General features: G+C 73.4%; 9 protein-coding genes. 3 read left to right on the top strand and 6 right to left on the bottom strand.

All coding sequences use genetic code 11. The features are described 5' to 3' along the window. Positions 1-18: 18 nt before the first annotated feature. Positions 19-3,915 (bottom strand): sensor histidine kinase, encoded by a 3,897-nt coding sequence (locus LGQ04_RS00605; RefSeq protein ID WP_229241545.1) that lies wholly within the window; start codon positions 3,913-3,915, stop codon positions 19-21. Positions 3,916-4,023: 108 nt separating this feature from the next. Between LGQ04_RS00605 and LGQ04_RS00600 the strand changes: the two genes are divergently transcribed. Next, positions 4,024-5,115, top strand: a complete 1,092-nt coding sequence (locus LGQ04_RS00600) for an NAD(P)H-quinone oxidoreductase (RefSeq protein WP_308016316.1) — start codon at positions 4,024-4,026, stop codon at positions 5,113-5,115. 47 nt (positions 5,116-5,162) lie between these two features. Continuing rightward, on the top strand, positions 5,163-5,783 hold the full coding sequence (locus LGQ04_RS00595; RefSeq protein ID WP_229241543.1) for a bacterial proteasome activator family protein: 621 nt from the start codon (positions 5,163-5,165) through the stop codon (positions 5,781-5,783). Positions 5,784-5,883: 100 nt separating this feature from the next. Here LGQ04_RS00595 and LGQ04_RS00590 read toward each other — a convergent pair whose 3' ends face one another. The 5 genes from LGQ04_RS00590 to LGQ04_RS00570 form a co-directional block, all read right to left on the bottom strand. Continuing rightward, positions 5,884-6,741 carry an EamA family transporter gene (locus tag LGQ04_RS00590; protein ID WP_229242352.1) on the bottom strand — a complete coding sequence of 286 codons (858 nt, stop codon included), beginning with the start codon at positions 6,739-6,741 and terminating at the stop codon, positions 5,884-5,886. A gap of 306 nt (positions 6,742-7,047) precedes the next feature. After that, positions 7,048-7,998, bottom strand: coding sequence for a carbohydrate ABC transporter permease (locus tag LGQ04_RS00585; RefSeq protein ID WP_229241542.1), 951 nt, complete (start codon positions 7,996-7,998; stop codon positions 7,048-7,050). Continuing rightward, positions 7,995-8,978, bottom strand: coding sequence for a carbohydrate ABC transporter permease (locus LGQ04_RS00580; protein WP_229241541.1), 984 nt, complete (start codon positions 8,976-8,978; stop codon positions 7,995-7,997). Before LGQ04_RS00580 ends, LGQ04_RS00585 begins: the two co-directional genes overlap by 4 nt. A 167-nt stretch (positions 8,979-9,145) precedes the next feature. Next, positions 9,146-10,549, bottom strand: coding sequence for an ABC transporter substrate-binding protein (locus LGQ04_RS00575; RefSeq protein ID WP_229241540.1), 1,404 nt, complete (start codon positions 10,547-10,549; stop codon positions 9,146-9,148). Between the two features lie 219 nt (positions 10,550-10,768). Next, positions 10,769-11,779 carry a LacI family DNA-binding transcriptional regulator gene (locus LGQ04_RS00570; protein ID WP_229241539.1) on the bottom strand — a complete coding sequence of 337 codons (1,011 nt, stop codon included), beginning with the start codon at positions 11,777-11,779 and terminating at the stop codon, positions 10,769-10,771. Positions 11,780-11,986: 207 nt separating this feature from the next. Between LGQ04_RS00570 and map the strand changes: the two genes are divergently transcribed. Then, positions 11,987-12,778, top strand: a complete 792-nt coding sequence (gene map / locus LGQ04_RS00565; protein WP_229241538.1) for a type I methionyl aminopeptidase — start codon at positions 11,987-11,989, stop codon at positions 12,776-12,778. Positions 12,779-12,948 lie beyond the last annotated feature (170 nt).

The following is a 12,948-nucleotide window of genomic DNA, read 5'->3' as shown; positions in this document are numbered from 1 at the left end:
GCCGCAGACGGCACGTCGTCACCGCGCCTGCGGCGCTGAATCAGGGACATAATCCACGTTCTGGGTGTCCCACGTCGAACCGGTCACATCCTGACCCTCGACACGACCGCGCGCGGTCGCCGACTGGAAGGCCGAGAGACGCGCACGCAGCTGCTCCGGGTCACGGTCGATGCTCGCCGTGAAGCGGTCGACGTAGCCGTCGCCCGCACCGCCGCGCGACCGTCGGGTCAGGCCCGTGTCCGCGGCCGACTCGACCTTGAGGGGCTGGTACACACCGTCGTTCGGGTCGGCCAACGTCTCTTCCTGGAACTCGGTGCTGCCCCGCAGCAGGGTGGACATCTCCTCGTACAGGACCGCCGACGCCATCCAGTCGGACCGCGCCTCGACCGAGTCGCTGATGTAGCCCGGGTCGAGCGGCTCCAGCGCCTCCGGCACCTGCCGACGCACCAGGGGCGTCGGCGCGCCGTACGACCCCGCGTCAGCCGCGGGGGCCGGCTCCGTGTACGCGGCCGGCTCGACATAGGCGGGCTCGGCGTACGCGGCCGGCTCGGCGTACGCGATCGGCTCGGGGTGAGAGGCAGGAGGAGCGTAGCCGCTCGGGGCCTGCTCGGACGACGGCCCCGCGGCGGGAGCGAACGACGACACCGACGGCTGCTCGACGGCGGGGGCCGCGAAGGCCGATGCCCGGACCGGGCCACGAGCGGGCTCCGGCTCGGTCGGAGTGAGCGTCAGCGGGGGTGCCTGCGTCGGCGCGGGCGCACCGGCAGGGGCAGGACCGGCGGACGCAGTGCCGGACGACGCGGGGCCGGACGACGCAGGGCCGGACGTGGCACCGGCGTACGTCGGGCGCTCGACACCCGTGCCCGTACCGGGCACCGCCGGACGCGCCGCGGTCTCGGGCCGCGCCGTCGTGCTCCGCGAACGGCGGCCGAAGATGCCGCGCTTGCGGGCCTGGCTCTCCCGCAGGGACCTCCGGGTGGGGAGGTCGGCCATCAGCTCCTCGAAGCGCGGCAGCGCCTCGAAGGTCAGCTCGGCGGGCACCTCGTCGGCGGTTACCGGGGCGGCGTCCCGGGCCTGTGCGACCTCGGGGACCGCGTCGTGCGACGCGATCGGCGCACGGGCGGCCGTGGCATCGTCGGCCGGGTCCGGTGCGGTCGGCACTGCGGGGACGACACGCGTCTCGTCCGCGCGCCCACCGAGCAGCGGTGCACCGGGCTCGGGCGCGAACTGCGGGGACCACGCGCCCTCCGTCGCCACCGGCTCGGGCTGCTCCGCGGCCGACTGGCCCGTCGGCTGCGGCTCCCACGACTCCTGGGACGGCGCGGGCTGCGGCTCCCACGCGGCGTCGGGCACCGGGGCGGCCTGCGGCTCCCACGGCTGCTCCTGCGGCTCGTCGGGGACGGTCCACACCGCGTCGCCGACAGGCTGCACGGCGTCGGTCGACGTGTCCACGACCGGGATGTCGGTCGCCGTGACCTCGGGCGCTGCCTGGAGCTCGACGGGGTTGTCCGCGGCGTCCCGGTCGCCCACGGGTCGGAAGCTGGAGAAGAGCGCGCTGCGGGTGCTCACGTCGAGCACCGGGATCTCGGCCGACGTCGGCTCGACCGGCGTGGCCGCGGCGCGCGAGCGGCTCGGCAGCGCACGACCCTGGGCGACCTCGGCGGGCGGCGTCCACGCCTCGTCCCCCGCCGGGAGCTCGTCCGGGAGGGCAGGGGTCGCGAGGGGCGGAAGGACGATCGCGCCGGTCTGGGGCCCGGAGGCGAGCGAGGCGCTCGGTGCGGACGCGGACGGGTCGACGGTGCGGGACCGACGCCGGGGCATGCCCGTCTGCGTCGTGCCGTCCGTGAGCGCGGCGAGGTCGACCGGCACGGCCTCGGGGGCCTCCGGCTCGACGACGGCCTGCGACGAGGTCGACACCGAGGCCGAGGGCGCCCACGTGCTGTGCTCGGGCTCGACGGCGGGGAGCGCCGCCGTGCCCGTGAACTGCTGGGCGGCGACCTGGGTCGAGCTCTCCAGCGGGTCGGTCGGCTGCGGCAGCGGGACGTTCGAGTCCGGGACGAACAGCACCGCGGGGAACGACACCGTCACCTCGGTGCCGTTGTCGTCCGGCGCGGACGCGTACCGGACCTTGGCGCCCAGGCGGTCGGCGAGGCGGCCGACGACGAACAGGCCGAGGCGCTGCGCACCGACGACGTCGGACGCGGCGTGCGAGGTGACCTTGCGGTTCGCGTCCGCGATCTCCTCGGGCGTCATCCCGAGGCCGTGGTCGCGCACGACGACGTGGACGGCGTGCTCGTCACGACCCGTCGTGACCTCGACGGGAGTGTGCGGCTCGGAGAACATCGTCGCGTTCTCGAGGAGCTCGGCGAGCAGGTGGGCGGCGTTCAGCGCGTTGTGCCCGAGCATGAGCGGGTCGACGACGAGGTTGAGCCGCACGCGGTCGTACAGCTCGATCTCGGACGACGCCGTACGGATGACGTCGGACGCCGGCATGGGCTGGCGCACGCGACGACCCGAGTCGATGCCCGCGAGCACGAGGAGCGACTCGGCGTTGCGGCGCATACGGGTCGCGAGGTGGTCGAGGCGGAAGAGGTTCGACAGCGTCCCCGGGTCCTCCTCGGACCGCTCGAGGTCGTCGAGGAACGCGAGCTGGCGGTTGAGGAGCACCTGGTCGCGGCGGGCGACGTTGACGAACATCTCCGCGATGGAGCCACGCAGCGCGGCCTGCTCCCGGGCGACCTTGACGGTCGTGGAGTTCACGTCGTTGAACGCGGTGGCGAGGTGACCGACCTCGTCCGTCGACTCCACGGTGATCGGGGCGAGGTCGAGCGCGGGGCCCTGCCCCGGGACGGCCACCTGCTCGACGAGCCGCGGGAGCTGGTCCCGCACGTCCTCGGCCGCCGCGGTCAGGCGGCGCAGCGGGTTGACGATCGCGCGGGCGATGAGGCCCGCGACGATGATCGACAGGACGACGGCGGCGACGGTCGCGATGATCGTCAGGACGGCGCGCGTCGTGGCCGCGCTCGCGAGCTCGGACGCCTGCGTCGTCGTCGCGGCGCGCACCTCGTCGCGGACCGGCGTGGTCTGCGCACGGTCCTCCGTGGACGCGGACTCCCAGTCGGCGGCCGCCGTGGGGGTGATCGACTGCGGCCGCGAGCCGGACACGTTGGCGCGCACCTGGCTGTACAGGGTGTCCGGCGGCGCCAGCGCGAGCCCGGAGTCGGGCAGCGCGCGCAGCTCGGCGCGCGCCTGGTCGGCCAGGGAGTCGCCGGTCGTCATGAGGATGGCGGCGCGCTGGGTGTCGTTCTCGTTCTGCTGCCCGGCCTGCGCCGCCGTGATGACGCCGCCGACGATCGGGAGCTCGAGCGCCTGCTGGGCCAGCAGCTCGTCGAGGGTGACGTAGACGTCGACGTACTGGGCGAGCGTTCGGTCGGTCGACGTGTCGGCGAGCGCGCGCGGCACGTTGAGCGCCTGGTCGATGAGCTGGGTGTACTGGGCGGTCCGCTGGCGCTCGCCGTGGCTGCCGCGGTCGATACCGCGGCGCAGCTCGTCGAGGGCCTCGCGGTCCTGGAGCGTCTGATCGACGGCGGTCGCGACGCGCGGGTCGAGCGCCGACAGGTCGAGGTCGCGCAGCGCGGCGTCTCGCCTGTCGAGCGCCGCGTTCGTCTTGTCGCGCTGCGCGAGCATCTGCTCGTTGGCACCCTCGACGCGGTTGGAGTCCATGATCGCGAGGGCCCGCTCGGCCGCGAACTCGGTCCCGGCGGCGTCCTGCGCCGCGAGCACCTCGGTGAGCGCGCTCGTCTGGGACGCGGTGCGCGCGGCCGCGATCGCCTGCCCGGAGATCACGGCTGCGGCGAGGAAGAGGACGAGGACGGGCACGGCGAGGGCCGCAAGGATCTTCCCGCGAACGCTCAACCTGCGGAGCATACGAACCTGCCTCCATCACCCTGGTCCACCCGGTCCGCCGGCGGACATCGCGCAGGTGCGCGGGCCACCCCGACCGGTCGTGCGTACTAACTATCGGTGCACTCGCCCCGGACGCCTAATCCGTCCGGGTCCGTCCCGCCTCGGGACCCTCGGCACCGCACCACCGGTCGGGACCGGCGCCCGCGTCGGCGCGCACGTAGTCTCGTCGGTGTGCGAGGCGTCACGATATCGGCCCCCGGTGGCCCTGAGAAACTAACGGTTTCCACGCTCCCTGACCAGACCCCTGGCCCCGGCGAGGTCGTCGTCCAGGTGGCCGCGGCGGGCGTCAACCGCGCTGACCTGCTGCAACGCGCGGGGTCGTACCCGCCTCCGCCGGGTGCGCCGGACTGGCCCGGCCTCGAGGTCTCGGGGACCGTGGCGCGCGTGGGGGACGACGTCGTCGGCTGGTCGGCCGGCGACCGGGTCGTCGCCCTCCTCGACGGGGGCGGCTACGCCGAGCAGGTCCGCGTGCGCGCGACGCAGGTGCTCCCCGTGCCCGACGGCGTGGGCCTGGTCGAGGCGGCGGCGCTCCCCGAGGCGGCGTGCACGGTGTGGAGCAACCTCGTCGACGTCGGCCGCCTGGCCGCGGGCGAGTGGCTCCTCGTGCACGGGGGCTCGGGCGGCGTCGGCACGGTCGCGGTGCAGGTGGGGGCGGCGCTCGGCGCCCACGTGGCCGTGACCGCCGGGGGCCGGGAGCGCGCGGACCGGTGCCTCGCGCTCGGGGCGAGCCTCGCCGTCGACCACCGCGAGGAGGACTTCGTGGCCGCGGTCCGGGAGGCCTCGGGAGGGCGCGGCGCGGACGTCGTGCTCGACGTCGTGGGCGCGGCGTACCTCGACCGGAACCTGCGGGCGCTCGCGACCGGCGGGCGGCTCGTCGTCATCGGGATGCAGAAGGGCGCACGGGCCGAGCTCGACCTGGGTCGGCTGCTCGCGCGGCGCGCCACCGTGGCCGGCACGACGCTGCGGTCGCGCCCCGCGCACGAGAAGGCCCGGATCGTCCACGAGGTCCTGACGCACGTGTGGCCGATGGTGGAGGACGGGCGGGTGCGACCGGTCGTGCACGCGCGGCTCGGGCTGGACGAGGCGGCACGCGCGCACGAGCTCCTCGACTCCGGGGACGTGTTCGGGAAGGTCCTGCTCCTGCCCTGAGCGACCGGGCCGCTGCGTGCGTGGGCGGTCCGCGTAAGACTGGCCCCATGGCAGACGACACCCCGGACCCGCGTCCCGACGAGACGAGCGACGAGACCGCGCAGCCCGACGACGCGCCGGAGCGCGTCACGGTCGTGACGCCGGGCGGGGTGGGGGTGAGCGTCGTCGAGAGCGACGACGCGGCGGACCCGGACCGCAACCCGGCGACCGTCATCGAGGAGCCCGCCAAGGTCATGCGGATCGGGGGCATGATCAAGAAGCTCCTGGAGGAGGTCCGCGACGCGCCGTTGGACGAGGCGGCCCGGTCGCGGCTCGCGGAGATCCACGAGCGTTCGCTCACGGAGCTGGAGGAGGGCCTGTCGCCCGACCTCGTCGCGGAGCTGCACCGCATCACCCTGCCGTTCACGGACGACACGGTGCCGACCGACGCGGAGCTGCGGGTCGCGCAGGCGCAGCTCGTGGGCTGGTTGGAGGGGCTGTTCCACGGGATCCAGACGGCGCTGGTCGCGCAGCAGATGGCCGCGCAGTCCCAGCTCTCGCAGATGCGCAAGGCCCTGCCTCCGGGCACGATCCCCGTCGGCCCCGGCGGTCCGGGTCAGATGCCGGGCGGCCCGGGCCAGCGGGGCGACGAGCACGACGGGCGCCCGTCCCCGGGCCAGTACCTCTGACCGCTCCGCAGCTCCGCCGACCACGAGGTTGCCGTCGTTCTGGGCCTCGTGACGTCCTCGATCTCGTGCTCGACGGCGAGCAGTCTCGTGGTCGGCCACGTCACCCGGGCGCGGGGTCACCCGGGCGGCCGCGCGCCGCGGTCATCGCGATGGCGCCGGACACGAGGAGCAGCCCGACGAGCTCGGGCCAGGTGGGCACCTGGCGCAGCACGACGGCGCCGACCACGGCGGCGGTCGCGGGGAGCAGGGCGAGGAGCACGGAGAACGTCGCGGCGCTGACCCGCTGCAGGACGACCTGTTCGAGCGCGTAGGGCACGACGGACGAGAAGAGGGCGACGGCCGCGACGGCGAGTGCGTACCGCCAGTCGCCCAGCACGGCGCCCGCCGTCGGGGCGACGAACGGGGCGAGCACGAGCGCCCCGAGCGTCATCGCGACGGACAGGGACGTGACGCCCGAGCCTGCGACGGCGACCCGGCGGCCGAGCACGATGTAGACGGCCCAGCAGGCGGCCGCGACGAGGATGGCCGCGAGCCCGACGACGGCGTCCTCGCGCGGGAGGCCGGAGTCGAGCGTGACCCCGGCGAGGAGCACGACCCCGGTCGCGGCGACGCCGATCGCGCCGCGCTCGCGCCAGCCGCGCCCGGTCACGGCGGCGACGGCGACGGGCCCGAGGAACTCGATCGCGACCGCCGTGCCGAGCGGCAGGTGGTCGATGGCGACGTAGAACGCGAGGTTCATCGTCGCGAGCGCCACCCCGAACACCGCGACCCACCCGAGCGCGCGCACCGTCCAACGCCGGCGCCACGGCCGCCGCCACGCGAGCAGCAGCAGGGCCGACGCCGCGATGCGCAGCCACCCGACCTCGACGGCTCCTGCCACGGCGAACAACCCGACGGCGATCGCCGCCCCGAGATACTGGGTGAGCCCGGACACGACGAACAGCGCCGGAACGGGCACCCGGTCGAGCGCGGCAGCAGGTCGGACGGGCACCGGACGACTCTACGACCGCCGCACCCGCGCCGTCGGCCACGGCACGATCACGCGGAACGCCCGCTCCTGGGTCAGCCCTCGCCTCAGCGCGGACGAGAGGCGACCGGACGGACGAGCGGTGGTTCCCGGGCGGCGCGCGCGGTCGTGGCGGGTCTGGCGGGAGGCCGCGAGGCACGAGCGGCCGGATGGAAGACCGCGCGCGCCGCCCGGGAACCACCGCGAAACCCGCCCCCGGAAGATCACCGGGCGCCCCGAAACCGCGGAGACGACGCCTCAGCCCTTGACCGACCCCGCGAGCAGCCCGCGCACGAAGTATCGCTGCAGCGCGAGGAACACGATCACGGGCACGATCATCGAAATGAACGCGCCGGCGGGCAGGAGGTGCCAGCTCGCGCCGCGGGAGCCGCTGAGCTCGGCGAGCCGCACGGTGAGCGGGGCGACGTCCTTCGCGGACCCGAAGGTCAGGGCGACGAGGAGGTCGTTCCACACCCACAGGAACTGGAAGATCCCGAACGCGGCGATGGCGGGGACGAGGAGCGGCATGAGGACCTGGAAGAAGATCTTCACGTGCCCGGCGCCGTCGACGCGGGCGGCTTCGACGAGCTCGCGCGGGATGTCCTTCATGAAGTTGTGGAGCAGGAAGATCGCGAGGGGCAGCGCGAAGATCGAGTGGGAGAGCCACACGGGCCAGAAGGACCCGTCGATGCCCCAGTCGACGTACTGGGTGAGCAGGGGCACGAGGGTGACCTGGATGGGGATGACCTGGAGCGCGAACACGGCGACGAACAGCAGGTTGCGTCCGGGGAAGCTCACCCAGGCGAAGGCGTAGGCGGCGAGCAGGGCGAGCGTGATGGGGATGACGACGGCGGGGAGGGTGATGACGATGGAGTTGACGAAGTAGGTGGCGAAGCTGGTGGAGCCGCCGAAGAGCGCGTCGGTGTAGTTCTCGGTGGTGAACTCGGGGTCGGTGAGGGCGGTCCACCAGCCGGAGCCGCGGATCTCCCGGGCGGGCCTGAAGGACGTGACGAGGAGCCCGAAGGTGGGGATGGTCCACAGGACGGCGAGGACGATCGCGATGATCGACGCGGGCCGGGAGGAGAGCTTGCGGCGGGCTTTGCCGGCGCGGGCGTCGAGGGACTTGAGGGCTCCCTTCCCGCTTCCTTCTTCGCGGGTCTCGTCGACGAGGGGGGCGTCGGGCAGGGAGGCGGGGACGGGGGTGCTCATCGGATCTCCTCCGCCTGCTTCAGCTGCCGCACGTTGTACACGATGATCGGGATGACGAGGACGAACAGGATGACGGCGAGCGCGGCGCCGAGCCCTTGCTCTCCTTGGCGCAGGGCCTGGGTGTAGAACTCGTTGGCGACGACGGAGGTCTCGAAGCGGCCGCCGGTCATGGTGCGGACGATGTCGAAGACCTTGAGGGTGCCGATGGCGATGGTGGTGAGGACGACGACGAGGGCGGGTCGGATGCTCGGCACGGTGATGTAGCGGAACATGCGCATGCCGCCGACGCCGTCGAGCCGGGCGGCCTCGACGACGTCGTCGGGGATGGCGCGGATGGCTGCGGCGAGGATGGTCATGGCGAACCCGGCCTGGATCCAGATCATCACGAGGATGAGGTAGAAGGTGTTGGCGGGTGCGTCGAGGAGGAACTGCTGGGGTTCGAGCCCGAGCCAGACGAGCACCTGGTTGAGCAGGCCGATCTGGGGCCGGCTCTCGGGCTTGTACTCGTACATGAACTTCCAGATGATGCCGGCACCGACCATGGAGATCGCCATGGGCAGGAAGATGAGCGTCTTGGCGAACTTCTCGAAGCGGGACCGGTCGACGACGACGGCGTAGACGAGGCCGAGGAGCGTCGAGACGACGGGGACGACGATGACCCAGACGGCGGTGTTGCGGAGGACGATCTGGAACTCGTCGCGCGTGAACGCGGTGACGTAGTTGTCGAGGCCGACGAAGGCGGTGCCGGTGCGGTTGTAGAACGAGTCGCGGATGGTACGCAGCCCGGGGTACAGCAGCCCGAACGCGAGCATGACGACGGCGGGGCCGGCAAACGCGACGGCGACGACCCAGCCGGGGACGCGCTTGGGCCGGTCGACGAGGAAGAGGATGAGGCCCATGACGACCACGAACAGCAGGATCGCGACGATCATGACCGCGAACTTGCCGCCGGGGCCGCTGGGTTCGAGCAGCCATTCCATGTGAGAGCTCCTGGGGTGGGACCGCGGGTTCCCGGGCTGGGCCGGGGTGGGGCGCGGGACCGGTGCCCGACGCCGCGGGGTGACCCCGCGGCGTCGGGCACCGGTCCGGACCCGGGTGGTCCCGGGTCAGCGCCTGTCAGCGCCTGTCAGCGCCTGTCAGCGCCTGGTCAGGACGACGGCCAGGACGCCTCGATGGCGTCGAGGACGGCCTCGTCGGCCTTGTCGCTCGCGATCCACTCGGTCATCTCGGACCAGAACGACCCGGCGCCGACGGCGGCGGGCATCATGTCGGATCCGTCGAAGCGGAAGGTGTAGCTCTCGTCGGTGAGGAGCTCGTACGCCTGCTGGTCCATGGGGGACTGCAGGAGCTCGGGGTCGAGACCGTTGTTGGCGCTGATCCAGCCCTGGGGGGTGACGCTGGCCTTGGCGTTGGACCACTCGGGGCTGGACAGGTAGGCGTGGAACGCCTGGACCTCGGGGCGGTCGGCGAACGCGGCGACGAACTCGCCGCCGCCGAGCAGCGGCTTCTCGCCCTCGGCGCTCTCGCCGGGGAGGTAGAAGGCCCACACGTCGCCGTCCTCGGCGACGACGAGCGAGTCGTCGAGGGTGGTCCAGTTGGCCTGGTAGAACGTGGCCTGGCGGTGCATGTAGCACAGGCCGTCGATGATCGGGTAGCCGCCCTCGGTGAACTCGGTGGTGGCGATGGTGCTGACGTCGCCGAGGCCGCCGTTGACGAAGTCCTCGTTCTTCAGCACGTCGCCGACGGTGCCGAGCGCCTCGGCGATCTGCGGGTCGTTGAACGGGATCTCGTGGTTGACCCACTGGTCGTAGACCTCGGGCCCGGCGGTGCGCAGGACGACGTCCTCCATCCAGTCGGTCGCGGGCCAGCCGGTGGCCTCGCCGGAGGCGATGCCGGCGCACCAAGGCTTGACGTCGCCGTCGGGGTTGTCGGCGACGATCTGGTCGGAGAGCTCGATCATCTCGTCCCACGTGGTGGGGATCTCGTAGCCGGCGTCCTCGAACATGGCGGGCGAGTACCAGACGAACGACTTGACGTTGGCACCGAGCGGCGTGGCGTACAGCGTGCCGTCGACGGTGCCGTACTCCTTCCAGGACTCGGTGTAGTACTCGTCGACGTTGGCGGCGGCGGCGTCGCCGACGGGGAGGATCGCGTCGGGGAAGTCGGCGACGATGCGGCGCAGGAGGCCGGGCTGCGGCAGGTAGGCGATGTCGGGCGCGCTGCCGGACTGGATGCGCACGGGGAGCTGGGCCTCGAACTCCTTGGAGCCCTCGTACTCGATCGTGGCGCCGGTGCACTCCTCGAACGGGTCGTAGGAGGCTTCCTGCTGCTCGGCCTCGGTGTCGACGATGGTCGAGTACACCGAGACGGTGGTGCCCTCGAGGTCGCCGTACTGCTCGAAGTCGGCGCAGTCCACCTCGGCGGTGGTCTGCTCGTCGTCGCTCCCGCCGCTCCCGCCGCACGCGGTGAGGACGAGCGCGAGGCTCGCCCCGCTCGCCGCGACCGCGAAGGCCCGGCGACGTGTCGCGCGGGTGATCGTGCTGCTGGTCATGTCAACCCTCCACCTCGTCGTGAGTGCGGACGTCACGACCCTCGGCCTGGTCGGCCGGGCGCGTCGCGACGTCGCGAGCGCGGGTACGCTCTCGCCCTACCGTCCATGCAAGCGGTTGCATCGGCCCTTCGCAAGCACGCCGGGACGGCGTTTGCGTAACGATTCCGTCACACGGACCCACGGGAGGGCGACCGCGGTGACCACGCTCCCACGCCTGAGTCACCCGCGCGCGGCGAGCGGCGCCGTCGACCTTCGCAGCACGAGCTCGGTCGGGTACGTCAGGCTCGACGGCACCGGCGCCCCCTCGATCATCTCCAGCAGCAGCACGGCCGCGTCCGACCCCTGCCCGTAGGCGTCCTGCGCCACCGTCGTCAGCCCCACCACCTCGCCCAGGTCGTGCCCGTCGACCCCGACCACCGACAGGTCCTGCGGGACCCGCAGCCCCAGGTCGCGCGCCGCGAGCAGCACCCCCATCGCCATCTCGTCCGACGCCGCGAACACCGCCGTGACGTCCGGGCGCCGACGCAGCAGCTCCGTCGCGGACACCCGCCCCCCGGCCACGTCGAAGTCGCCGTTGACCTCCAGATCCGGGTCGACGGCCACCCCCGCCTCCTGCAGCGCGAGCGCGTACCCGAGCGACCGCTCCGCCGGCGGCGACCACGACGACACGACGTCCGGCGCCCCCGTGACGTGCCCGACGACGCGGTGGCCCAGGTCCAGCAGGTGCCGTGTCGCCGTCCGCCCGGTCGCGACGTCGTCGAGCCGCACCGTCACCTGGTCCGACGGGCCGGAGCCCACGAACGCCAGCGGCCGGTCGAGCCCGACGAGCGCGCGCACCTCCGCGTCGTCGAGCGGCAGGCCCACGACGAGCGTGCCGTCCACACGGTGCCGCAGCACGTTCGGGTCCACCCGGCGGCGCGGCTCGTCCCGCCGCACGACGAACGTGTGCAGCAGCACGTCGTAGCCCACGTCGCGCAGCGCCCGCTCCGCCCCCTCGATGACGTTGGCGAAGAACCACCGGTTCACCCACGGCGTGAGGAGCCCGATGGTGCGCGTGCGCCCCGTCGCGAGGGACGCCGCCGACGGCGACGGCACGTAGCCGAGCCGCGCCGCCTCCGCGGCGACCCGACGACGCGTCGGCTCCGACACGTTCGGCAGGCCCCGCAGGGCGCGCGAGACCGTCGCCGTGGACACCCCGGCGGCCCTCGCGACGTCGTCGATGCCTGCCACGAGGGGAGATTCTGCCCTCCCCGACGGCCCCGCGCGAGGGACCGCGCCGCCGGGCTGCAAGCGCTTGCGCCGCGACGTCCGGCGCCCCGCCTCCCCCACGTCCGCCCCGGCCGGATATCGTGGGGACCGCCCACGCCGGCGACGGACGGCCGGCCCGGAGCCGGCGACGCCGCGACGGGCACCCGAGACCCGACCGGAAGGACCACCATGATCGAGCTGCGCACACCGCGGGAGATCGAGCAGATGCGACCCGCGGGGCGGTTCGTCGCCGACGTCCTCACGACGGTCCGCGCCGCGGCGAAGGTGGGCACCAACCTGCTCGAGCTCGACGAGGTCGCGCACCGCATGATCCGCGAGCGCGGGGCGGAGTCCTGCTACATCGACTACCACCCGTCGTTCGGCGCCAGCCCCTTCGGCAAGGTCATCTGCACGTCCGTCAACGACGCCGTCCTGCACGGCCTCCCCCACGACTACGCGCTGCGCGACGGCGACCTGCTGAGCATCGACTTCGCCGCCTCGGTCGACGGCTGGGTGTCGGACTCCGCCGTGTCGTTCGTCGTCGGGACTCCCCGCGCGGGCGCGCTCGGCGAGGCCGACGCGAAGCTCATCGAGGCGACCGAGCGCGCGCTCGAGGCCGGGATCGCCGCCGCGCAGGTCGGCAAGAAGGTCGGCGACATCTCCGCCGCGATCGCCGACGTCGGGCACGCCGCGGGGTACACGATCAACACCGACTTCGGCGGTCACGGCGTCGGCCGCACCATGCACGGCGAGCCTCACGTGCCCAACGACGGCCGCCGCAAGCGCGGTTTCCCCCTCAAGCCCGGCCTCGTCATCGCGATCGAGCCGTGGTTCCTCGAGACGACCGACGAGATCTTCACCGACCCCGACGGCTGGACCCTGCGCTCCGCCGACGGCTCGCGCGGCGCCCACAGCGAGCACACCATCGCCATCACGCCCGACGGCCCGGTCGTCCTCACCGCGCGCGAGCCCCGCGAGTAGTCCTCCCCGTACCGCAGTTCGCGAGGAAGAACCGCAGTCCGCCGAGGTAGTACCGCAGTCCGCGAAGTAGTACCCAGGTACGCCGGCAGCGTCTCGTCCGCCGGTCGGTCGTGCCCGACGGCGAGCGCGCACCCCGGGTGGGACGGCACCGGGAGGGGGGGGGGGGGGGG

The sequence above is a fragment of the Cellulosimicrobium marinum genome (assembly GCF_020551945.1).
GTDB lineage: Bacteria > Actinomycetota > Actinomycetes > Actinomycetales > Cellulomonadaceae > Cellulosimicrobium > Cellulosimicrobium marinum.
The sequence above is the reverse complement of the archived record's forward strand: the minus strand, read 5'-3'. Positions and strand labels throughout refer to the sequence as shown.